This is a genomic window from Proteus cibi (assembly GCF_003144405.1).
Lineage (GTDB): Bacteria > Pseudomonadota > Gammaproteobacteria > Enterobacterales > Enterobacteriaceae > Proteus > Proteus cibi.
In genome coordinates, this window is sequence record NZ_PENW01000034.1 from 194,987 (window position 1) to 217,493 (window position 22,507).

The following is a 22,507-nucleotide window of genomic DNA, read 5'->3' on the forward strand; positions in this document are numbered from 1 at the left end:
ACGCGACTTAAACTGGTTAAAGCCACCAGGTAAACTCCACATACATCTCTTCGTTAAACAGCCACTACAGCAGAATGACGGTTTCACCCGCCATATCCGGTTCAACTTCCCATGCAGTGCCGTCTATCGTTACCCGCGCATCAATTCCCCCACCTTACAAAGCACAGGCTCACAGGTTATCAAGAATTGCAGCATGTCGGGGAATGGCAACCATTCCATTCCCTCTATCAACAAAATCCTGAGACCAGTGTTCTGGAATAGGGGTGTTTGTAGATTTATAGAAATTAAACAGTTCCTTACTATTGTCAAAAATCGTCCATTCGCCCTGATGTACCATTGCCACAGGGAATGGACCTGGACGTGCTACAACACCCAGATAACCATTATCTTTTACAACTTTATCTTGCTCATGTTCCCACATATAGGGAACAAAGTTTACCTGAGGACCATGGCGAATAACGTTCATCGATATAGATTCAAAAGGTCTGGAAGGGTCGACCTCTGCAACACCTTTATTAATCAGATCTTTTACTTCTCTTTCCTCACTACTTTCCGCTGAAGGCACATACCCTTTTCCATTAGAAAATTTAATAATATCGTGCATGTCATAATCACCAGTATAAGGCGTGATGATTTTAAATTTTGTCCATGCATTAACCAGGTCATTATCAAAAGTATTTTGCAGGCTAACTGGATAAACCGCATCCTCACCTACCGGTCTGTTGTGCGCATAAATTCCCTTTATACCAGATGCATCACTCTTACCTACTCGGCCAACGAAACCACTACTTTTTGCTAGCTCAAGAATAGATCCAGCTTTATCACCATAAATAGACTTTAGTGAACTAGGTTTAATCGTCTTATCAAGAATATTATGGCCTTTTGCTGCGGCACCTTCACCCAGTGCTGAAATAGTATAAATGCCAGCTTCCCTTACGCTCATTGCAATATTTTCCTTTAAGGAAATTTTCTCAAAGACAGGCATATGCAGAGGATGAACAAATGCTTCGCCCACTGATTTTCGGGCTTCCTGCCCCGTACTGAGCAAGCCGTTGTTGTCAATTAACGTGACGGGATTATTACGCACCATACGGTATAAATTCAGCCCATCCACCGTACCCGCGGGGTCTGCACTTAACCAACGCCCCACCCACGGTTGATAATAACGATAACCGTAGTAATAAAGCCCTGTTGCATCTTTCTCTTTACCGGAATAACGGATCGTTTTGTAGGTCGCTTCTAGCGCATTCTGGCTAAACCAAATCGCGGTACCGCCATAAGGGTAATACTCTTCATAGCTCACTAACTGCCCTTGACCATCGGTTTCTAGCCCACTATTACCTATGCCATCATCATAGCTATAACGCAGTTGGTTATTTTCAATCTCTTTAGGTAAACCGATTTCCCAACATAGCGCTCTGACATTGGCACTTGTGCCTGTTTGAATGTGTACTACGTCATATTTTTGCTTGGTAGATTGATCCGTTTTTTTATAGTGCCATTTTTCAATATTTGGCAGATACATTGTCTCTATTCTTTCACTATCACCACTTTGCCGAACATTAGGAATATCATGTTCTCTTATTTTTACCGTGCGTTGGTTTGAGCTGTTATAGCAGTAACTTTCATTATTAAATGAATGACTATTAATATTANTTGGCTAAACCAAATCGCAGTACCGCCATAAGGATAATACTCTTCATAGCTCACCAACTGTCCTTGACCATCGGTTTCTAGCCCACTATTACCTATGCCATCATCATAGCTATAACGCAGTTGGTTATTTTCAATCTCTTTAGGTAAACCGATTTCCCAACATAGCGCTCTGACATTAGCACTTGTACCTGTGTGAATTTGTACTACATCATATTTTTGCTTAATAGATTGATCCGTTTTTTTATAGTGCCATTTTTCAATATTTGGCAGATACATTGTCTCTATTCTTTCACTATCACCACTTTGCCGAACATTAGGAATATTATGTTCTCTTATTTTTACCGTGCGTTGGTTTGAGCTGTTATAGCAGTAACTTTCATTATTAAATGAATGACTATTAATACTATGGGTCGTTTTCTCTAATGTATTACGTGCACTCCAGGTTAATTCATCTCCCATTAACAACGTCGTTAAATTACCACTGCCATCAAAATAGCTATCCACTTTTTGTGGATCTGAACATTGTGATCCAAGCAATGCCCGATTGCTCTTATTAGAGACACAAATATGATGAGTGAAGCTTTGTTGTGCGATCGATGAATTATGGCGAATTTGCGTTAAATTGCCGCCTCTATCATAGGTATAGAAACGGGTGTAATTAGTATAGCTTTGTGTATCTTTGACTAACGTTGTCACAGGCAGAGATTGCATTGAGGCAGGCGTTTGTTGATTGGCGGATTCGCGCCCTGTTGCACTGACTAATTGATACAGTGAGTCATAGATATAACGATTTTCAGGCACGATTTTTTGATTACGCCAGTAACGCGTGGCTTCAGCATCATTTTTCAGACAGATAATGTTGCCCACCGCATCGTACTCATAGCGCAGATCTTGCATAATTTTTGCCCCTAACGCATGACCTTGAGGGCGCTCTGTTTTAATATGCAATAAACGTTGTGTTTCTGGCTCATATTCATAGGTGGTGACTAATCCATTACCCTGCTCTTCACGCAGTTTTTGCCCCGTGGCTGAATAGGTGAGTGAACGTAAAATAACCTGTTGTGCTTGCCCTTTTAACGTTAGCCAAGATTGTTTAACAAAACCGGCAATATCGTAGGCAATACGACGCTGATGACCCGCACTGNCTATGGGTCGTTTTCTCTAATGTATTACGTGCACTCCAGGTTAATTCATCTCCCATTGACAACGTCGTTAAATTACCACTGGCATCAAAATAGCTATCCACTTTTTGGGGGTCTGAACATTGTGATCCAAGCAATGCCCGATTGCTCTTATTAGAGACACAAATATTATGAGTGAAGCTTTGTTGTGCGATCGATGAATTATGGCGAATTTGCGTTAAATTGCCGCCTCTATCATAGGTATAGAAACGGGTGTAATTAGTATAGCTTTGCGTATCTTTGACTAACGTTGTCACAGGCTGAGATTGCATTGAAGCAGGCGTTTGTTGATTGGCGGATTCACGCCCTGTTGCACTAATTAATTGATACAGTGAGTCATAAATATAGCGATTCTCTGGCACCACTTTCTGATTACGCCAATAACGAGTGGCTTCTGCATCATTTTTCAAACAAATAATGTTGCCCACCGCATCATACTCATAACGCAGATCTTGCATAATTTTTGCCCCTAATGCATGACCTTGAGGGCGCTCTGTTTTTATATGCAATAAACGTTGTGTTTCTGGTTCATATTCATAGGTGCTGACTAATCCATTACCCTGCTCTTCACGCAGTTTTTTCCCCGCGGCTGAATAGGTGAGTGAACGTAAAATAACCTGTTCTGCTTGCCCTTTTAACGTTAGCCAAGATTGTTTAACAAAACCGGCAATATCGTAGGCAATACGACGCTGATGACCCGCACTGTCCGTTTCTGTTAATACCGCCCCGGTGGCATCACAAATACGTTGGGTAATGTGCTTTTCGGCTGTTTGAATATTGTTCTCGCCTGAGTTGCCAGGCGTCCAATCAATATACCCACCTATCATAAGCAGTTGTTGCGTTTCGGATAACACATCACCCTGTAGTGAATAACTGTTATAGGTTTTTAGCCCTGCACTATCATAGTGCCGAATACATTTCCCTACCTGATTTTTAGCACTAGATTGATCACTATATGATGCCCATTTAAGTCGTTGTATCATCCTCGTATTATTTTCACCCAACTTTCCTTCTTTAATACTTTCTAAATTGCGCACAAAACGTTGATCAGCATATTCATAAATCATCACCGTTTCTTGTGCATTAATTTGTTGTGCCGCTAGACCTTCAATATCATTAAGAGTAAAGCTCACACCATTATCAACCCCTTGAGATAAAGCAATGGCGCCACCTAAACTCACCGTTTGTTGAATATTAGGCTGAATGCTGGCGTCTGACTGTTGTGTGTCATACAGTCTTGCATCAATGCTGTGTTGTAAATAACCACGCGCATGATAGTGATGGCGCGTAATACGTTCATCGGTTTTATCCAGTGAATCAGGATGACGACAATAGTTAATTTCACGAATGGACACTCCACGATTATCATGGATCACCACGCTGGGGGTTCGTGAATAGCGTTGTTGACTTAATTTGTTCATAATATTTCCTTAATTTCTTTGTTATCTGCTTATTAGCTCGTTGATAATAATAATGTTTCTACTGCTTTTTTATCGCTATTACATTTTTCTAATACCAATAATAAACGGGCGACATAATCGGGATAATCACCCCATACACTCACGTTAAATAACGGTGCAGAACACGGTAATAATAAGTGTTGAGGAATAAATTTATCGGCGCGCTGCGTTGTTGTTAATGGCGTTTTGCTGCAACCTGATAACAGCATCAGGCACAAGCTCGCCAGCACAAGGTGCTTGTGCCACAAGTTGATGCAACTCTTGACGTATTGCATGATTTTCTTCCTCTAAATAGCGTTGTTCCTTTTGTTGATGACTAAGGGTTTCAGATACGTTTTGCGCTTGTTCATGCCATTGCAATAATTGGGATTGCAATGTTCTTTGCTGATATTCAAGCTGACTGTTTTGATCAGACAGTTTACTGATTTGATTGTGTTGATAGCGAATAACCAGAAGCGTGATAATAATGATGAATAGCACGCCTCCTTTAACGCCCCAACGTAATAGCCAAGCTATATTCATGGGTAAATCTCTCGACAAAGTTCATAATGAGGGCCATCACGCAGTGAAACCCAATCACCGCCCCAATTAATAGAGACCCCCAATTGACGAGCCGCTTGTTTCATTGCCTGTGCCACTGACTCAAAAGCCGACCAATCTTGCCAAGGGATAGCACCATCAACTAACGGTACAATATCCACCGCATGACCGGTTAAATGTCGGCTATTGAGGGTTTTACTCGCTCCTTGTTTCATTAACTCTTTTTGCCGTTCTAATGAACGAACGCCTTCAATCACCACAAAATCATATTTGCTCAATGTCAAAGCCAGAAAAACCACACGAATTAAATCTTGATGTACATCGTTTAGATTATTTTGACTACGTTGACTCAATATATAAGTGCTCATTTTGGCTCCTTAAGATTGTTCACACCAAAAACACGATTCCATAACCAAATAAGTGTTGTGCTTCCCATTGAACCAAATAGCCCTGCAATCATGTAAGACATATAGCGACTTGCTCCACTTTCAAAACTTAACAAGCCCCCTAATAGCCCAGTAAAAACTGAGATAACCACTTGGCTGGTAATTCCGCACCAAGACCACTTTATTTGTTTCTGTTTTATTTCCATTAAATACCTCACGATACCGCCCCAGGCTGAAAATCCACCGATAATCATCCAAGCGAGAGCATCGCTTTCAGATGGGATTGCGACCAGCATAATAAAATTCCTACGTTAAGCGGGTTAGAGTAAGAAGAGGCAATAACCCGCATTTCATCACCTTATGTTAAAGTGTCATTTTCATCTTCCTGCACAATAAACCAAGGTGTGGCAAGGGTATTACGCTGATAACCTTTGGCAGTAATAACCCGATATAAACGCCCCAATGCGTCATAGTAGTGAGTATCAGCAAAACGGTTTTGTTGAGCCGAACTATCAGCGAGATAACGCCAGTCATTAAGGAAGTAAGGTTGATAAACCCGCTTTACATTCCCTTTGTTGTCATACTCTGTTTCACCTGAAATAGCCCAACGCGTCGCGGTGCTTTTTTGTTGTGCTCGCTGATTTTTATCAACCCTCAGTGTGGCATTATCGCTACGCAAAAAGGCTTCACCGGCTTCCACTCTGATAGAGGTTTGCAGTAAGCGACCAAAACCATCACTAAAAGCAATTTGCTGGCGAATTTGCTGCAGTGAGTCACTGTCATAACGGTCTGTCATGATTTGCAATGCATGAGGTGGTAATTTTGCTGATGTTGACATCCAACTGTCTGTCACATACACAAAACCTGTGGCAATAGGCAACGTTGATGTCAACGCTAAAGCCCCATCGATGGTTGTCGGCATAGTAAACGCTTTATCGCTATAACCGCTTTGTTTGCCGTCTTCCGTTCCTGAAAAACGCGTCGTCGTCACACGACCAAAACCATCAAAAGTGACCTGATGAATATTATGGTTAGCATCAGTAATCGAATTAGGTGATAAAAAACGCCAATCGTAAGTGAGATTAAAATCCTGACTATAATCAGGTAGTTCCTTACCCACTAACACACAAAATTGATTATCCCACTGTAACTTATAAGAACCAGATAGGCTTGATTTGGTATAAACCAACGGTTTGTAAAATTGAGCTAAAGAGCCATATTTTGTGATACCCAATAACTGTTTTACCCACAGCTGTTTCTCTTTCTCTTTTTCATCAGCAAACTGATAATTTGCTTGCAGATAACCCGCATCTTTCAGTACTTTATCAAGCTGTAATTGAGGATAAGGCTGCGATAATGCTGTTGCTGTCTCTTCATCCAATTCTGCGATTTCTGTATAAGCCAAACGAATTGGGAAATCAGGTATTTCCAAGGTTGCTTTATTATCAGCATCCATATAGGCAAACTGCTGTTGACCGGCAAATACGGATGCGGATTTTTGTGTTAACAGACTATCATTGGCTAATAAGGCTTCTAGCGTGATGCCCTCTTTAGGCTGTTTTTCAGCGCCAAAAGTCCAAATATCGTGACGAGATGCCTTCGCAATGCCGAGCTGATAAATCTGCTTTTCTGAAATATCAAGATGATGACAAGTTTGACGCGATAAGCTTAAACGTAAGCTTTGTTGCTGTTGGTCATAACTTGATGCCCATAAGGTATCTGGCAAACTCTCATAATGCTGATACGGATTTTTTTCGCCTTTAGCGCGTCTTGGATAATCAACAGAAACCGCTTTAGAGACAACACCATAGCCATCTTGCTCTAAGGTAACTTGTTGATGACAAGTAGGATCAGACGCAATACGCTCATAATGATAAGCACGGCTCTCAACCACCGATGGCATCACCACGGGTGAGCGACCTTGCGCTTCAATTAAACGCACTTGTGGGCGCTGTTCTGTTACGGCATAAGGTACGGTTGATACCGTTGAATTATCCAATCCATAGACTTCACTTCTTATTAACGTGCCTTGCAGTCCACGCTCAAGCCAATAATTTTGTTGTTGGCGTAAATCGCTATCGCACTCTTTTTCTGCACTGCCTTCACCTTGCGTAAATCGAGGAGAAAACTGTGGAAATGCCGCGTTATCGCCCTGCCAAAATTCATCAGCAAATTTGGCATCAACAGACGGCTTCCCGGTAAAAAACCACTGGCGCGTTAATGCATTTGGGGTTTTATCCGCGCTGTTTTCTTCGCTTTTAAATGACTCCGCATTAGTGACTTCAACACAACCAAAACCACGAAACTCTTTCTCTTTACCATCCCATACACCATGGCGATAGTTATGAGTTTGCGTTAAACGGCTTTGTGTTATTTCATCAACGGTTTCAATTTGCCACAGAGTATGCAGCGCAAAAGGCAGATGACTGACGGCTTTTTCTTTACCCTGCTGTTTTCTTGCTAATTTTTCATCCAACCAACATTGCGCTGAACTGCGATAATGCAGATGTTGAACCATGCCCATATTGTTATTAATCGAGCTTAACAACCACGGTTTTTCATTTTGTAAAGAGAGCACCCAATGTTGTGCTTTAGGTGTCAATTTGGTTAATAAAATACTGGCAACACCTAACCCTTGCACATCGGCAATTTGTAATTGGCAAAGGTTATCGAAACGCATCCCTTTAGGTAGCGCGATATCGTCACCACGTACAAATTGATTACCGCTTTGGTTAAAATAGACCTCTAAGTGAGTGGATTGAGCATAAATAATATCCGTTGTACCGCTGCCATCTAAATCCGCTAAATAGAGCTGATTAGGATTAAACTTCACGCGATCAGCAGAAAAACCCGTAAGAGTAATAGGAGTACTAAACTTACCATTCCCTAAATGCACCCAACACGTCACACCTTGATAATCCACCTTAATCAGATGTTGTTGACCGGAACCTAATACATCACTAAATGCCACTAAAGTTCGTCGATTAACGTTTTTAATCGGCAAAGTGACGCCATCAGCCTGCATAATCTCTTTACTTTTTTTCCAGCCTTGCGCTGAACCGGCATAAAGACGAATACTACGAGGACCAATCAACGCTAAATCAGCAAAACCACTGCCTGTTAATGAGGTCAATTCCGCTCTAGGATGAAAATATTCCATCGGAAAGGCATTAAGAGGCACAAAATTTAGCCAGTTTTCTGCTTTTTCTTCATCTTGCGTGTAATAGCCATTCACATTGCCTTGTGTCACTAACCACTCTAATTTGCCGTCACCGGTAATATCCGTCAGCATTGCCGAACCGCGTAATGAAGGAATCATCGGCAATGGCTGCGCTTTATCCCATGTCATTGCATTTGGGTTTTGCTGATCTTCTTTTCTAATCGGAGCGCGATACCACCAAGCACCACTGTCTTGATACAGCACACCAGCAAGCCCTTCACCTAATAGGTCAACATATTGATAAGGCTGTTGTGGTGAAAATTGCGCCAATTCATCTAATGATTGCCACTGTGCTTGTTGAGCAGAACCCACTTTTTGCCAATCAAATTTTACGGGGGGTAATGTCATCAGCGATTGTGCATCTTTATTGTTATTAAATGCCGATTGCTGCGCTGAAACTAACATGCTACCTGATGCTGATTCATCGTAAGTCAGTGTTAATCTTGAGACTAATTCTGGTGTTTCCGCTTTGGCACTTTGCTGATCTAAACTTTCTAAACGGTGATACATCAGCACTTGGCGACATAAGCGACGAGTACGCACTTCAAAACCGTAATTAAATTGAGAAAAACAGTCTTTACGCACTGCCCATGCTGAACCACTTTGCCATTGCGGATACGTTGCTAATGCGCTACTGCGTTCACCGTAATCAAATACCAAGGTAAACAGTGCGTTATTTGGCAGTGAGTTATCGGTTTTAATACATGAAAAGGCTCTTTCACCAATAGGATTACCGTAATAGACTTTCTCTAAATAGCGCTGTGTATTGGCATGTGGATGTGCTTGAGTCTCTTGCTTATCGCAACCTTGCTCATCTTCAGCACGATATTGATACTCTATTTGCTCACCGGTAGAAGAGACTGAAGCATTCAGGTTCCATTGAGCAATATGACTATTTTCTTCACTATCAAAAAGTTGTGCGGTGGTTTGATAACCAAATAAATGCACATCGCCATTTGCACTTAACATCACCCAAAACTGTTTTGGCGTATTTGCGGGTGCGTTCTTGTCATTAAGTGACCAACACTCAAAACGACTAAAGCTTTTTTCAATACGAGAGCGATAAACAGTCACTTGATATTGATGCGATAAATTCACACCTAATAATTCACTACGCTGTAAAGTTTCAATTTCGCCCTTTTTATTAACAACCGGTACAATCACTTCACCTTCAGGACCAACAAATTCATCTTGTTGAGTATATGTTGGCACACCTTTACTACTATCACGACGAATTGACATCACCCCCACAGACCAACCAAAACCAAAAGCACCGTTACCTGATTGATTGTGATAAGCCAATCCTAACGCGGGTGCATAACCACGACCTTGGCTAATAGGTAATGGCAAACTAAAAGTAGCGGCACCATCCGGACCAACAGCGCCCATATTGCCGGTTAATCCTGTGACTGCACCACCGCCTTTCGGTAAATTTGGCGCATCAAAGGAGAGTTTCTCTGAATTTTGCATGTAGAACTCCTGACAGGCTCCGTAAGGAGCCTGTAATTAATTAAGATTTGGATAATTAACGAATGGTGTAATTAATGTGTAGAACGATATCGCTCAGTGTCAGTAGCATCTCTTTTTGCTTATCTGTTGCATCAGGGAAGCTTAACGTCAGCGTACTGCTATCATTCACTGGTAAACCTTCAAATGGCAGATAACGATCATCACTGAAATTCAGCTGGAATTGACCGCTGTCATTCATGCCATGAGAAATCGCGATTGCACTACAACCACGAGGTTTGACCGCACTACCACCATAATTGAGCACTGCACGAATATTTTGATAAGTGCCTGTCAACATAGGTAATGTCACACTAATCTGTTTAACACGACGCGATTGTCCTAAACCGGCAGGGTAATCTTTATCTATTGCTAAATCAGAGAGCTTAATCGAAGCTTGTAGCTGCCCATCTTTTAAGGTAATACCATTTTCTGTTGTGCCCAGTTTTGATTTATTACCGCTAATCACTTCAGCCACTTGATCAAAGCCAAATTTATTACTGCCTAAACCTTGGTATACCTCTTCCAGCGAAACAATTCTGCTCACTTCCAGTGTACGTTTATCTTCTTCAAGGTAACTATTCTCCATTTGGGTCAGATTCAGCATTAAGCTTTCACCCGCCATTAAACCAGAGTAAGTGCCTTGCCATGCCCCTGGGCGAATAAAAACTGCCTCTTTTTTATCTAAATCATACTGATAAGCGAATTCAGCCATACGACAACGAGATACGGCTAAATCGTAGAATGGTTTATAAATCGCCATTAATTTACCGCGTAACCAGTTATATAGGGCTTTATTGGTAAATTTATTTTTCAAGAAAGCTAACTGTGCTTGTGTTTGCTCTTGCTGTACTTTGAAACTCTCCAATTGCAAGTTGGCTGATTCTTTACTTATTTTTAGTGCTTCAAGCTGTGCATCAATTTGATTCACTTCAGCTTGAGCACTTTTTCGTGAAATATCCCACTCATCACGACGGCGACGATAAGATTCAGATTGGTTTAATCTGTCTGCTGCAATATTAGTTGCAGAACCTGTCAATTGTAGCCCTGACGCAGTGGCATAACATATTCCACCCCAACGCGACCCCCCCACTGCCATACCAAAAATATTAGGAGCTAAATCAGCCGCAGCACCTGCCATATTTAACGCTTGGCTGGTGGTATTGAGCACAGAAGATGACAAGTAGAGATCCATTGCTTGCTGTTCTGGGCTGCTAATATTTTCCTCATATAACTGGCTATAGTGATCAAGGCGGTTTTGAGCACCTTCACGTAACGCTTTTAATGCTTTTTCGTTATAAGCAAACTCTTCAATATTCTTTGATTGATATTTAATATTTTGCAAAATCATTTCGCTACCTTGAGTCGCCAACAACTCAGAGAGTGCTTCAGCATCTTGACGCTCAGTAATGCTAGAAAGCGAACTACCAAACTGCATTAGCTGACTGACGACTGATTTTGCGCTATTTAACATCGCTGGGAAGCGCTGTGTTGGTATCACCGCATTGGGTAACGCACTTCCTCCTTGTGCTTGATTCACTGCCGCATTTTGCAATGCTTTAGGATCAGCCGGCGTTGCATAAATCGCCAGTGATAGCGGTTGTCCATCTATCGATAAATTGTGACGTAAATTAAACAGACGTAATTTTAGGGTGTCGTGATACTGCGCTAACTTCTCATTAATTTGTGGTAAAAACAGCGACGTTAATGAATTAGCAGTACGTGGTGAAACCGTTGCTTCACGCTCTTCACTAGCTGCACGTGTTGGTTGCTTGGTTTTTGTTGCCGCATCCGTTAATTTAGGCGCAAACCACGCGTCGTTACTGGATAATTCAGTTTCATCACCCAATAATTTTAACGCTTGCATATACCACATTTTGGCTTCATTTAAGGTATCGCGTTCTAATACACGGTAAGCACTGTCACCACGCTCCATTAGAATATCGAGGCACTTCATAAAGGTTGCCAATTTATAGTGCATCGGGTCAGTTTGTGCCACCGCATCAGGATCGGTTGAATCCAATTGATCTTTATTCCAAGCCGTATCGGCTAATAATGGTTGTGAATTCCACACACGATCAACATGAGTGCTATTTTCTATATAGCCATTCGGACTAAACACATAACGTAACCAACGGCTGGCTTCATCGTAGTTATGCCCTTCCAACATTACGTTGGCGACCATCATTGGGGTGTAATAGAACAGTTCCCAAAAATAGAGTGCATTGGCACCATTAAAGTCCATGAAAACATCAGTACCTGCCTCTAATGCCGGTTCAGGTAAACGCTGAGTATTTAAGGTTAAAATGTTATCAATCCCTTTATTGGCGAGTTTAACCAATTTGCGTGCAAATAAAGTATTTAAACGCACTAACATGGTTTTATCTACCCACTTCATAGAGAGATATTGTGCACCTTTACTATTACGATTTAAGCTAATTACATTTTCACCTTTATTAGAAGTGATTTTTCTTATCTCAAATACAAATGACTTCTCCGACACAGCCTGACCCGCCTTATTAATAAGGGAGACATATGCATTTAATGTAATTAAATGATTATCGCCAAAATCACTAATTGGAATATTAAGCCCAAGAATATCACCATCACTATTATAAGAAGTTAAACCATCATGGAATTTATTTTTATTACCAATCAAATCGCTTATTAAATACTCGCTATTTCTTAATGTTGTTGAAAATGAAATTTTAATATCTTTTATATCATCAGCATAACTCTTGTAAATAGGATCGAGTTTATTAGCAGTAACTTGCACATGCATAAAATCAGGAGTTAATACATAAAATCTCTTTGCATCAGGTGAAAAGTGACAACTATAGATTATTTCTTCATTTATTACATCACCTAGTTCCTGATATTGAGTATTACTAAAATAATATGTATTACCATCATTTTGATAATTAAATTCAAAATCTACACTTGTACCATTCAACCATATCTCTACGCCATCATATTTTTTTTTGGATAATGAATAATTCCTTGCACCTTCAATAATACTATTATCCCATTGGTTTTGATCTTTATCAAAGATAAAAAAGAAAAAATTATTAGTCTTAATGCTAAAACCAAAATAAGCATCATAATTTACTAACGTTGCATCGTAACTTTCATCTGGACTTGCCGAGTAAATAGGAAATGAGCGGTAAAAGATATCAGTCAGTTCACTGTCATCAAGATGACTTTTCAATATTTTATTAATTATATTTTTTATTTCATCAGGAGCTGATATAGTCTCTTTTATTCTACATTGTATAGATGCAGATAAATAACTTGTGATGCTCTTTTCACCTGTCTCCGTCTCCGTATACGTAAGTTTTGCATTTTCCAATATAGAACTATATATTGATGCGTCAGTACTATCACTTAACATCTTAGTATCCACTGAATCTTTTGATATATTATAAATTACCTCATCTCTTTTTATGAATTTATTATTTACAACTCTCTGAATGTCATTATTAAGTTTATCAAATTCATCTCTTACACTAGCATATATTCTTTTTTTATCATCTGGAGTAGAAATTGATGAAATATTCATTTCACTATCAACAGAGTAAATATGATAATCATCATTATTACTATCATTGTCATTGTCATTGTCATTGTCATTGTCATTGTCATCATATGATGATTTCATTTCATATAAAAGAACAAATAACTCTTCCAACTCTTCGTTATATGTTAAGTAAAAATTACCTTTATCCTTTTTAATAAATTCATCGTTCAATTCAAAACTAACTATTGAACTCCAAGAACCATCATAACGAATATGAGAAAGCTTTAAGCTATATTGAATCTCTTTTTCAATATTATCCCCTGTTTTTTCTTTTGCTTTCTCTATACGTTCAACCCAAGCAATATATAAACGGCTATTAAATATCACTGGGCGAATTAAGCCATTATATGGGTTTAAACCATTTTCAATTTTAGTCCACTCAGTCCAAGCATTGGCTGCCATTTTACCATCTTTAATTTTGCTATGGTCTGCACTGCGCCAATAATAGCTCATTTGGTCTGCTGGATTTCGACCAATAAAATAGGTAATACCATCATCTAGAGTGATACTATCATGATAACCACTTAATACTTCTAAATTTGCAATTTGTTCAAATGAGGTTAAATAGCTTTTAAAGGCATCTTCTACCGTATCGCGATTAATACTATTTTGGCTAATGGATTGTAATAAAGTATCCATCATTTTGGTTTGACCAATACGCATAGTTGGGTCAACATAGTTTTCAGGGTAATAGACTAATTGTGAAAAACCTGCCCAAGTACTATAACGTTTATTCACCATTTCCCATTGTTCAAAGAAAGTGCGCCCCTTCACATTTGTATTAACCTCTTTTTCATCACCCGATAAGCAGTTATTAATATAAAACTGAATATTAGCAATCGCCTGTGCAATCGGTGTGGTGATAATTTCAGCTGAAACTTGATTATCAATTAATAAATGATGATAAACATCATCACGACTGATTAGTGATGGATTGCTACTTTGGTTGGCATAATAATGAGTTAATACCGCCGCATTTTTTTCCTCCATGATTTGAACAAGTTGCGCGGTTTTATCCGCATCTAAGCCACCTTGCATAGTTTGACTCAGTTTTTTCCACTGATCATAGCTTTTTGTAACATCATTATTTTCAGTATATTTTAAATCAACTAATAATTTAAAACTGGTTGGTGAAATACCCAATATTTTTGCAAGTTCAAGATATTGAATAAGAATAGTAATATTTTTAAAATCGTTTAACGTTTTATTCGGTGTTAATGCTAATGCCTGATTAATGGTTTTTTCATCCATATTTAAAATGGATGCCATTTTTTCAGTGGTTAATGATTGATTTTCAAGACCTGATAAAAACTCATTAGCCATATCACCACATTGTGAAATAAAGTGGTGGAATTCGGTTACTGTTTTTACTGTATTAATAATTAAACTTAATCTTACAGATTCATTAGTCGCCGTGGGGTCAATAAATTTTCCTTCACTAGTAAAAAATTTCAATTCATATTCATTTAATCCGACTTTAGTAGAAAGTAAATTAACCTTGTTAAGCGCATTATAATAAATAGCGATATCACGCTTATCTTGAACACTTAAATCATCATTAGTAATTAATTTTTGTAAACTCTCAAATGACATATTACCAGATTTTATATTAACCCAATATAATATCCAATGTGCCTTTTCAATAGAACCGATCCCCATTTCAGAGGCGATAAATGAGGCAGTTGCTGAAAACGGTTGTTCATCATCATTAACGACATTTTTTAATATATCACGTAGATTATTAAACCATAATTCAACTTCTGGGGTAAATTCTGAATCATGAGCAGTTGTACACATCAAATATAGTTCACTAATCGCCCATTTTTCTTTTTTAGCAAATTGAACATAATTATTAATAGTATGGATTAAATCCCAAATATCATCAGATGTGCTATATATTTCAATCAAACCATTATATGGTGGTGGAGAAATATTCATAAGCAATACTAACTCATTAACAGATAAACCATGGATATTTGCTAATAAAACAGTACGATAAAGTAAAGAAAGTTTATATGACGTACAATCAAAACTTTTATTACCGGATGCTAACGCCCACAACATAACCAATTCAACTTCATTAACATTAAAAGCACGTTTTAAAATATTTAAACGAATTATCTCATCTGGCGTAGAGGCATTAGCTAAATCTAACGGGATACCATTATAATCAAAAACATATCCATTAAGCGGTGGAGAGTTAAATAATTGATCAAATTGGGAAGGTGAATTATCTAAAGATGTTTTTGAAATATAACCACCATTAAGTACCACAGCTTGTTCAACAGTAACATGATAATTTTTCATTAACATTTGAATATGAAAAATAGCACTTAATACCTCTTTATTAATATTTAGTGTTGCATCATTAGATTCAATGGCGGTAATCAATGCCAAGAGTGACATCCCCGTGGCTTTATATAACCGAATAATTTTATTTAAATTTAACAGTTCTTTATTTGTTAGCGCTTCTTTTTTATTAAATGCTTTAATAACAAATTGGGCATCTTTAATATCAATATTATAATATTGTGCTAAAAAACGAGAGGTATTTAAACTACTACTGCTAATAGTGCCAAAATTTTTCTTAAACAGTGTCTCGGTATCTTTATCAACATCCTCAACTACAAGATTATAAAGTTCAGGGGAAATATCCGCTTGAATAGAGGCTAACAGTGCAGAATCTAAGGTTTTAGTCACATCAGGGGCAGATATTAAACCTTTAAGATCTTTATCTTGAAGTAAAATTGCTTGGCGAATGGTTTCATAAGGTTGGTGATAAGGGGTTTCACCGGTTAAACGGTTTGTGGCTAATTCACGAAATAAATCTTTACCACTGCCTAATTTATTTTGCAACGCAGTGGTTAAAATTTGATTTGATATAGAAAGGGTTGAAACTTCTTTATCCATATTTTCTTGTGAAAGCACTAATTGTGCTAAATCAGGACGGCGTTTATCCAGATGATAATTAGAACTTTCAGCATGCAGTGCTTTAGCTTCACGATAAAGCTCGGTTAAATAACCAGCCGGTGAAAACATAGAAGCAACCGATTTTGAATCAACATAATTTTTATCTCGATTTGGGATCCAATCTTCTAGTGCACGGCTTTGTGCTGATTGGGTTTGAATACCTAAAGCGACGGCATTACGTACTTGTGGATTATTACGCGCTAAATAGTGCGCTTCATTAATCTTATTAATTTTTGCGGCTTCTTGTGCTTCTTTATATAATGTTTTCGCTTCATGCCAACTTAATCTTTCTTCGCTTAATGCATAAATTTCATGTAGCGATAATGGCGCTAAATCATTAAGTGTAATAGATTCTGATGTGTTAGAATTCATTTTAGCTAAAAGTGTATTAATGGTTTTCATTAAAAATTTCCTAATATTGGTATTTAAAAGTTAAAGTTACATTTCGAATTAAAAAGAGAAATTAAAAACCCCTCTGTTCGTCGAAAATAAAAATACCAAAAAAAATTTAATGACAAGTTGATATTTTTTATCACTAGAATTGAGTTTTTTTACCCTTAAGAGAAATCACGCCATTCTCTATTAATAAAAATAATGAAAAAAAATAAAACAATGAATAAATAATGCGTAAATTAAGAAATAAATAAATCGTTTGATTTAATTATTTATAAATAACTTAATTAATAATTGTTAATTTTAGTCGCTTATCTTTTATTTTTAATAAAATTTTAATTTCCGCTCTGGAAATTTTCACTTTTCGTCGCGCTAAAAACATCATTGACAAATATCAATAAAAAAAAGAAATAAAGGGGGATTATGCATTCGTAATGTTATATATAAGTAGATGTGGAGAACACCTGTATGTTTTTCTCAAGAAAAATAAACCAGTTCTTTGCCGTAGCGACTTATCAAAGCCTAGTAAAAGCAGCTGAACAGATAAATGTCACGCCGTCGGCATTGCGCCATGGTATTAATGAACTTGAAAACCAAGTCGGTAAATCATTAGTAAAACGTTCCAAAAATGGAATGGATCTCACACCCGCAGGAAAAGCGCTGTATGAGCGTCTATATCCTTATTATGAAAAAATAAGAAGCATAGAGAATCAAATTCTTAAAAACAAAGCGAGTAAAGGCGAAAAAACCACACTAGCCATTAAGTTAGATGGGCTCTATTACCCTGATTTAAAAGATAAATTATTAGCAATCAAACAGAGTAATCGCCAATATGATATGTCTTTAACTGACGGTTATATCAATAACCTTGAAGATGAACTATTTGATGAACAATTTGATTTGGTTATTTCATCGCTCGATTTTGATCAATCAAATAAAAATATTCAATCAATCAACTTATGCACGCAAAAAGTGGGCTTACTCGCCCATAAGTCATTGTTAGATAAATATAAAGATATGAAGCATTTTTTTGAAAATGAGACCCTGATCCAGCGTAGCAGTACCTTACAAAACCCAATATTTACCTCAACCTTAAATAGATTGAATGAGCAGGGTTATCACTGTCATAGCTTGGGATTAACTGAGATGTCGGATGTATTGCATTTTATTAATCAAGGGGCGGGTTACTGTTTTATTCCAGAAAATATTCATTTTATTTCAAAAATTACCGATGAACAGGTGGATTTTATTCGCTCCCCTTTTCCTTTTGAGCTTTTTTTACACCAAAAAGTTTACTATAAAAAAGACAACACCAAGAATTTGGCTGATATCGCGATGACATTGCGTTAATGCTTATGATAACACTATGATTTAAATAGTATTACCGCACTATATTTACCACAGCGCATTAATATATTCAGAGGTAAACCCACGATATTGCAGATAACGAATTTGTTTCGCTTTCTCTTTAAAATCTTTGGGTTTATCTGTGCTAAATTTTCTCTCTTTAACCTCTTTACAGAGTTCATACCAATCGGTGTCTGTCTCTTCTAAGATACGGTCGATTATCTCACTAGGGAATCCTTTGGCTCTTAGTTCTTGACGAATACGTAAAGGGCCATAGGATTTATTTAAGTAACTACGAAAAAAAGTATATACCGTGCGGTTATCATCAAGATATTGGCTTTCGAGTAAGGATTCGATGACTTGAGGTAAACATTCAGGGGCAGTAGGTGAATCTTTCTCTGTTTCACGAATTCGGCGTTCGATTCGACGTTGTAGTTCGCTTGTACTGTAATCACGACGAGAGAGCATAAAAATAGCGTACTGATAAAGCTCTTGATAGGTCATAACGTTCCTTTATTAAAAGAGTCCATATGAGATGTTTATTATCATAACGGTTTATTACCGAAATAACTTATTTCGACGTTAATTTAATCAGCAATATAGGGAAATAACAAAACAACAATAATTGAAAGAAGAATTATCATTCTCTTTTATAATTTTAATCGACTACTTTTATTAAGATTAGCTTAGAAAAAATAAGGTTTTCTACTTAATAATCCCTTAATAATCCTATGATAATGCGAAATGCAAGCATCTCTTGCTGTATATCGCACTTATAGCTGGTGATCATTAATAAGAAAAAGATTAAAATTTCCGGCTACTCTTTTACTACTTACTTTTTTAATTTTCTGTGGGTTATGTATGAACTTTTCCAATTTAAATAAGGTGGTATTAACCGCCTCTCTTCTTGCGACTGGCTTTTCTTACGCGGATAGCGATCGCCCACTGCTTTCTTTAAGTGTTAGCCAGTCCGGCGGTACTGCTTTAAATAATGAAGGTTCATTAGATACTCGTACCCCAGCAAGCCAATCTCGTGTTTTACCGATTTGGGGTGATGAAGCCCGTGCCCGTGGTTATGATTTACCCGAGCCATTTGGCGTTAGTTATAACTATATGAATCTACGACAAGATGTCATTGTTGATAAAATAGGGTTTAGCTCTAATAACGCAGGTATACAAGGAATTCTTTCACAATTACTTATTGATGTTGGGCATACTCGTAGTAGCAATGAATCTCATATGCTAAAACTCGATACTTGGGTTTTTCCCTTTATGAATGTTTATGGGATCTATGGTAAAACCAAAGGTACATCGACAGCCCAATTAAACTCTATTGGTTTTGGCGCTCCTCTTGCTACAGATGTGCCTTTTAATTTGGATTATGAAGGAAAATCTTACGGTGCTGGTTTTACTTTAGCAGGGGGTTACAACCAGTTTTTTGGTACTTTTGACTTAAATTACACCAAAACAAATCTTGATATTTTAGATGGTGATATTAAAGCGTTAGTAATTACACCTCGCGTGGGTTATGAATTTATCTTCTCACCTTTAATCGCAGGCCAAGGAAATACTAAGCTTCAAGTGTGGACAGGGGCGATGTATCAAGATATTACCCAACGCTTTAAAGGTGATGTAAGTAAATTAAGCCTTCCTGGTGAGATTGACAAACCATGGATGAAACCTTTTATGAATGGAATGAAATTCGATGTTGAACAGCATCTTGCCCATAAATGGAATCAAACTGTGGGTGCGCGTTTAGAATTAACACGTAACTTTAATGTGATTACCGAAGTCGGTTTTAATAATCGTAATAGCTTCCTTATTTCAGGTGAGTTCCGTTTTTAATGGTTAAATACCCTGTTATTTTTGGGCTGGCACTTGTCAGCCTCTTTACGTCACACACAGTACACGCACAACTCTTTCCCGATAGACAACAAATAGACCAATGGTTAGTGGGCTTAGGGGGAGAAAATAACTTCGACCGTAGTAAAACTATCGACTGGGGAATATTACCTGGTCCCTTTTATACACCAGAATTAGAGTTTGGTGTGGGCATTGCCCTTGTCGGTCTGTATCAAGCGGATAGTCGCCCTGATAGCAAAATCTCGTCTCTCTCGTTAAGTGGCTTTGGCTCATCGACGGGCGCTTTTGGCATGACCTTTAGCAACTACACCTATTTAGCCGAGGATACTTGGCGCTTTTATCTCACTGGAACATTAAATAATGTCCCGACCAATTATTGGGGTGAGGGTTATCACGAAGGACGTGTCAAAGATCATTTCGGTGAGTTTCGCGCTCAAGAATTGCGTCTAACCCCCACTTTACTGCGTCAAATTACCAAAAACACCTATATAGGATTAGGGTGGGATTATTCAAATTTACAAGCGGCAGCCCCAGATGATCCCTTTAAAGCCTATATGAATAAGCGCAATTTACCTTTGCGCTCAACCAGTTCGGGAATAACAGTTCGCTTTACTTACGATAGCCGTGATTTTTTGCCGAATGCTTATCAAGGTCAGGCTTTTGATATCAGTTATACCCATTACTCACCGGATACTGGCAGTAATAATCGTTTTAATGCGACACAGATACAATATAACTACTATTATCCTTTAAGTGATAATGCGGTATTAGCATTTGATAATTATGCTCGTTTCACATCAGGTGATGTCCCTTGGAGCCAATTGTCTAAACTGAGTAATGGACAGCAAATGCGAGGCTATTACGAAGGGCGATATCAAGATAATCATGTATTTTCAACCCAATTAGAGTACCGCCAAAAACTCGATTGGCGCCATGGCATTGCACTTTGGATTGGTGGTGGTACGTTAAGCGACCAAGCGCGTGATTTAGGTAAAGGCCATTGGCTACCGAGTGTCGGTGTGGGTTATCGATTTGAATTTAAACCTCGTATGAATGTACGTCTCGATTTTGGTATAGGTAAAGAAAGTACAGGATTCTATTTTCAAGTAGGTGAAGCATTTTGATGTTTAAGCGGTTTCTTTTTATCAACACCCTTGTCTTCTTCTTATTTATTGCGGGTTGCACGCAAGTTACACCAGTTAAATCTTTGCATGCCAATCTTGATAGTGTTACCCACGAAGAAGCAACTCAACTTTGGCAAACACCTGCACCGTTAACCGCCCCCAATGGTTTAAGACCTTGTTGCGCCTTTGGTTACGACTTAAAAGTGAAAGCGTTCGAAATTCCTATCCCTTTTTATCGTATTGATAACGTTGTTGAAGCTTCCGCATTGGGCAATCATCGTTATAACGACAGTTTTTGGTTAGGTACAGGAGCCGTATTAGGCTTAGGAAGTGAACAATCAGGCGTAATTTATTCTCACAAAGGGGGCTTTCTTGATATCGCCCATATTCGTGATACAGCGGACTACACTTATTATCTCTTTAGTCATATCTATCCCAAATTAGGTCAAGAGTGGACGTTAACGCTAAGTGATGAGTTGGCACAACGTAAAATCCACTTTAATGCATTTACGCCACCTAAAAACGAATTAGAGCGTTATACTTTAAGCGCTTATCTTGCCGCACATCTCGGTTATCGCCTTGCTGTATGGCATGAAATTGCACAATGGTATGGTTTTCGTTCTGTTCCCGGTTTTTCGGAAGGTATTTCAGCATTTTCACCCGAAGATCTTTATTCCAATTTAATTGGCGCAAGACTTTCGCTTACACTGATCTTAAAGGGTCATGCCACCAGCCTTGAGCAATATAATCAATCAATGCAGGGTATTATTCCTTCTGCGCTTTACCAATTAGAAGCTCAACCTCGCCAATTAACACAACAATGGTTTGATGTTATTGATGGACAATGGTGGGATAGTCAGCAACGAGTACCTGATAAATTTCTCGTTTTAATGCGTGATTATCATATCTCAGACCAACGCTATCCCGTGTTACCTTTCGAGGAAATAACACCACCTCACTACCTCACTTTACCTAGTGCTTATTCTGGTTACGTTTTAGAACAATTAGCAGAATTTCAGCTTTGGCCAACAAAGGAAATGGAGAATTTACCTTACCCTAAAACCTACTGGAGCGAAGCGGATTTCACTGATTTAACAGAAAAAGCGCGTGAAATTGATAACAAAACTAGACCAAAAACAACAAAAACTGACTAAATAACATACAAAATTGACACATTAAAAATGCTTAATTTTACTAAATTTAGGTTAAGTCACCCCATTTTCGATAAGATAAATTTAAGTATAAGGTAAAAAAGCACTTTTTGTTAAAGGAAGAAAGCGATTA

13 protein-coding genes and 2 pseudogenes are annotated in these 22,507 nt (G+C 38.2%); 4 read left to right on the forward strand and 11 right to left on the reverse strand.

Annotation, left to right across the window (positions count from 1 at the left end; translation table 11 throughout):
* Positions 1-67 precede the first annotated feature (67 nt).
* The 10 genes and pseudogenes from DK865_RS18930 to DK865_RS17985 form a co-directional block, all read right to left on the reverse strand.
* Positions 68-148, reverse strand: a pseudogene (locus tag DK865_RS18930) (hypothetical protein); the annotation flags it as partial.
* A gap of 21 nt (positions 149-169) precedes the next feature.
* Positions 170-1,417: pseudogene (locus DK865_RS17945) on the reverse strand (RHS repeat domain-containing protein); the annotation flags it as partial.
* Positions 1,418-1,587: 170 nt separating this feature from the next.
* Positions 1,588-2,553, reverse strand: coding sequence for a hypothetical protein (locus tag DK865_RS17950; RefSeq protein ID WP_323368387.1), 966 nt, complete (start codon positions 2,551-2,553; stop codon positions 1,588-1,590).
* Between the two features lie 196 nt (positions 2,554-2,749).
* Entirely contained in the window at positions 2,750-4,258 is a 1,509-nt protein-coding gene (locus DK865_RS17955) for an RHS repeat domain-containing protein (protein WP_109392486.1), read from the reverse strand.
* 32 nt (positions 4,259-4,290) lie between these two features.
* Positions 4,291-4,506: an Rz1-like lysis system protein LysC gene (gene lysC / locus DK865_RS17960; protein WP_109392487.1), complete on the reverse strand. Its 216-nt coding sequence runs from the start codon at positions 4,504-4,506 to the stop codon at positions 4,291-4,293.
* Positions 4,451-4,819 carry a DUF2570 domain-containing protein gene (locus DK865_RS17965; RefSeq protein ID WP_109392488.1) on the reverse strand — a complete coding sequence of 123 codons (369 nt, stop codon included), beginning with the start codon at positions 4,817-4,819 and terminating at the stop codon, positions 4,451-4,453. Before DK865_RS17965 ends, lysC begins: the two co-directional genes overlap by 56 nt.
* Positions 4,816-5,205, reverse strand: coding sequence for a M15 family metallopeptidase (locus DK865_RS17970; protein WP_109392489.1), 390 nt, complete (start codon positions 5,203-5,205; stop codon positions 4,816-4,818). Before DK865_RS17970 ends, DK865_RS17965 begins: the two co-directional genes overlap by 4 nt.
* Positions 5,202-5,519, reverse strand: coding sequence for a phage holin family protein (locus DK865_RS17975; RefSeq protein WP_109392490.1), 318 nt, complete (start codon positions 5,517-5,519; stop codon positions 5,202-5,204). The genes DK865_RS17970 and DK865_RS17975 overlap by 4 nt, the downstream gene beginning before the upstream one ends.
* Before the next feature lie 62 nt (positions 5,520-5,581).
* Positions 5,582-9,913 carry a SpvB/TcaC N-terminal domain-containing protein gene (locus DK865_RS17980; RefSeq protein WP_109392491.1) on the reverse strand — a complete coding sequence of 1,444 codons (4,332 nt, stop codon included), beginning with the start codon at positions 9,911-9,913 and terminating at the stop codon, positions 5,582-5,584.
* A gap of 55 nt (positions 9,914-9,968) precedes the next feature.
* A complete protein-coding gene (locus tag DK865_RS17985) occupies positions 9,969-16,898 on the reverse strand; it encodes a Tc toxin subunit A-related protein (protein ID WP_109392492.1) in 6,930 nt (2,309 codons plus the stop codon).
* A 459-nt stretch (positions 16,899-17,357) separates the two neighbouring features.
* Here DK865_RS17985 and DK865_RS17990 point away from each other — a divergent pair, with 459 nt between their 5' ends.
* Positions 17,358-18,239 carry a LysR family transcriptional regulator gene (locus DK865_RS17990; RefSeq protein WP_109392493.1) on the forward strand — a complete coding sequence of 294 codons (882 nt, stop codon included), beginning with the start codon at positions 17,358-17,360 and terminating at the stop codon, positions 18,237-18,239.
* 45 nt (positions 18,240-18,284) lie between these two features.
* On the opposite strand, the gene DK865_RS17995 is transcribed toward DK865_RS17990, so the two are convergent.
* Positions 18,285-18,740 (reverse strand): regulatory protein RecX, encoded by a 456-nt coding sequence (locus tag DK865_RS17995; RefSeq protein WP_109392494.1) that lies wholly within the window; start codon positions 18,738-18,740, stop codon positions 18,285-18,287.
* A gap of 357 nt (positions 18,741-19,097) precedes the next feature.
* Between DK865_RS17995 and DK865_RS18000 the strand changes: the two genes are divergently transcribed.
* From DK865_RS18000 to DK865_RS18010, 3 genes are read left to right on the forward strand one after another with little or no spacing between them, the layout of a single operon-like run.
* On the forward strand, positions 19,098-20,081 hold the full coding sequence (locus DK865_RS18000) for a hypothetical protein (RefSeq protein WP_109392495.1): 984 nt from the start codon (positions 19,098-19,100) through the stop codon (positions 20,079-20,081).
* Entirely contained in the window at positions 20,081-21,223 is a 1,143-nt protein-coding gene (locus DK865_RS18005; protein WP_109392496.1) for a BamA/TamA family outer membrane protein, read from the forward strand. Before DK865_RS18000 ends, DK865_RS18005 begins: the two co-directional genes overlap by 1 nt.
* On the forward strand, positions 21,223-22,377 hold the full coding sequence (locus DK865_RS18010; protein ID WP_109392497.1) for a DUF4056 domain-containing protein: 1,155 nt from the start codon (positions 21,223-21,225) through the stop codon (positions 22,375-22,377). The genes DK865_RS18005 and DK865_RS18010 overlap by 1 nt, the downstream gene beginning before the upstream one ends.
* The last annotated feature ends 130 nt before the right edge of the window (positions 22,378-22,507 follow it).

Bases quoted from the DNA above. Each gene is read 5' to 3' on its own strand.
- lysC (WP_109392487.1), bottom strand. From the start codon at position 4,506: ATGCTGTTATCAGGTTGCAGCAAAACGCCATTAACAACAACGCAGCGC.
- DK865_RS17975 (WP_109392490.1), bottom strand. From the start codon at position 5,519: ATGCTGGTCGCAATCCCATCTGAAAGCGATGCTCTCGCTTGGATGATT.
- DK865_RS17980 (WP_109392491.1), bottom strand. From the start codon at position 9,913: ATGCAAAATTCAGAGAAACTCTCCTTTGATGCGCCAAATTTACCGAAA.
- DK865_RS17990 (WP_109392493.1), top strand. From the start codon at position 17,358: ATGTTTTTCTCAAGAAAAATAAACCAGTTCTTTGCCGTAGCGACTTAT.
- DK865_RS18010 (WP_109392497.1), top strand. From the start codon at position 21,223: ATGTTTAAGCGGTTTCTTTTTATCAACACCCTTGTCTTCTTCTTATTT.
- DK865_RS18000 (WP_109392495.1), top strand. From the start codon at position 19,098: ATGAACTTTTCCAATTTAAATAAGGTGGTATTAACCGCCTCTCTTCTT.
- DK865_RS17970 (WP_109392489.1), bottom strand. From the start codon at position 5,205: ATGAGCACTTATATATTGAGTCAACGTAGTCAAAATAATCTAAACGAT.
- DK865_RS18005 (WP_109392496.1), top strand. From the start codon at position 20,081: ATGGTTAAATACCCTGTTATTTTTGGGCTGGCACTTGTCAGCCTCTTT.
- DK865_RS17965 (WP_109392488.1), bottom strand. From the start codon at position 4,819: ATGAATATAGCTTGGCTATTACGTTGGGGCGTTAAAGGAGGCGTGCTA.
- DK865_RS17985 (WP_109392492.1), bottom strand. From the start codon at position 16,898: ATGAAAACCATTAATACACTTTTAGCTAAAATGAATTCTAACACATCA.
- DK865_RS17995 (WP_109392494.1), bottom strand. From the start codon at position 18,740: ATGACCTATCAAGAGCTTTATCAGTACGCTATTTTTATGCTCTCTCGT.